The following is a 931-nucleotide window of genomic DNA, read 5'->3' as shown; positions in this document are numbered from 1 at the left end:
CGGAGCCGGTTCCATTGCCAGCGACACCACACCCAATAACCCGGAAACGGGCACTCCGTACTGGACGATTGAAGCGGAAGGCTGGGGATCAGGCTGGGCCACCGGTAACGTGCTCCGGTTCAATACCGAGGGGGCGCTGGCTCCGTTGTGGTTGGTGCGCACAACCCTCGCCGGTCAGGGCACCCGGCAGGATGACCAGTTCACATTACAAGTCAGGGGAGACGCAGACTAATGGCGACCTACATCGGAAGTGGAACCGCAGAGAGTCCTTACCTGATTCAGACGCCTGAGCAGTTTCGGGATGCCTTCAAAGATCAGGGTACTCCCGGCACTTACTATGAAGTGACTAATGACATCGACATGGGCGGAATGGTCATCGGTGGTTATTACCAAGTGCGGGCCAGGATTGATGGTAAGGGTCATGTCATTAGTAACGCCAAACATGAGCAGAATTACCTTTGTCAACGCTGGTGGGGATCACTGAAAAACATCCATATCATCATGGGCTACTACTTGGAAAGCCGTAAGATCCGTTACTTTGCCCAGTCTGATGGCAGCTCTTCACAGTACGACACCCTGATAGAAAATGTCCGGCTGGAGTTTACCGATGCGTTTTATGATTGGAATACCTTCAGGATCAACGTCAACGATATGGTCAACCTCATCGTTAACGAGAATCTGGATAGTGGACGGCGCACGTATTGGTGCACGGGTGCTCAAAATTCCAAGGTTGATGTATCCGCGACGGATACTCAGGCATCGAGCTATCCCGGTATAGATACCGCTATCTGGAACACCACGGGCGGCGCAGTGCCGGTGCTGATTCCACAGACCGGTGACTATTCCGGTTACACCCACGTTATGGGTAAGACGCTAGTGGATGGTGTGGCCCGCTCCCGGCAAGTGCGAGCCGTTTCGGCTGACAAGCATC

Annotated in this window: 2 protein-coding genes; both read left to right on the top strand. The window is 54.0% G+C overall.

Annotated features, from left to right (window positions below):
• The coding region (locus E1189_RS22555; RefSeq protein ID WP_230459904.1) for a hypothetical protein at positions 1 to 232 on the top strand (232 nt) is incomplete at its 5' end.
• Positions 232 to 931 (top strand): hypothetical protein (locus E1189_RS01025; protein ID WP_155158260.1); only part of this gene is annotated, 700 nt, incomplete at its 3' end. The genes E1189_RS22555 and E1189_RS01025, both read left to right, overlap by 1 nt.

Source organism: Parendozoicomonas verongulae (genome assembly GCF_009711465.1).
Lineage (GTDB): Bacteria > Pseudomonadota > Gammaproteobacteria > Pseudomonadales > Endozoicomonadaceae > Sansalvadorimonas > Sansalvadorimonas verongulae.
Note: the sequence above shows the minus strand (reverse complement) of the source record. Positions and strands in the feature narration are given on the sequence as shown.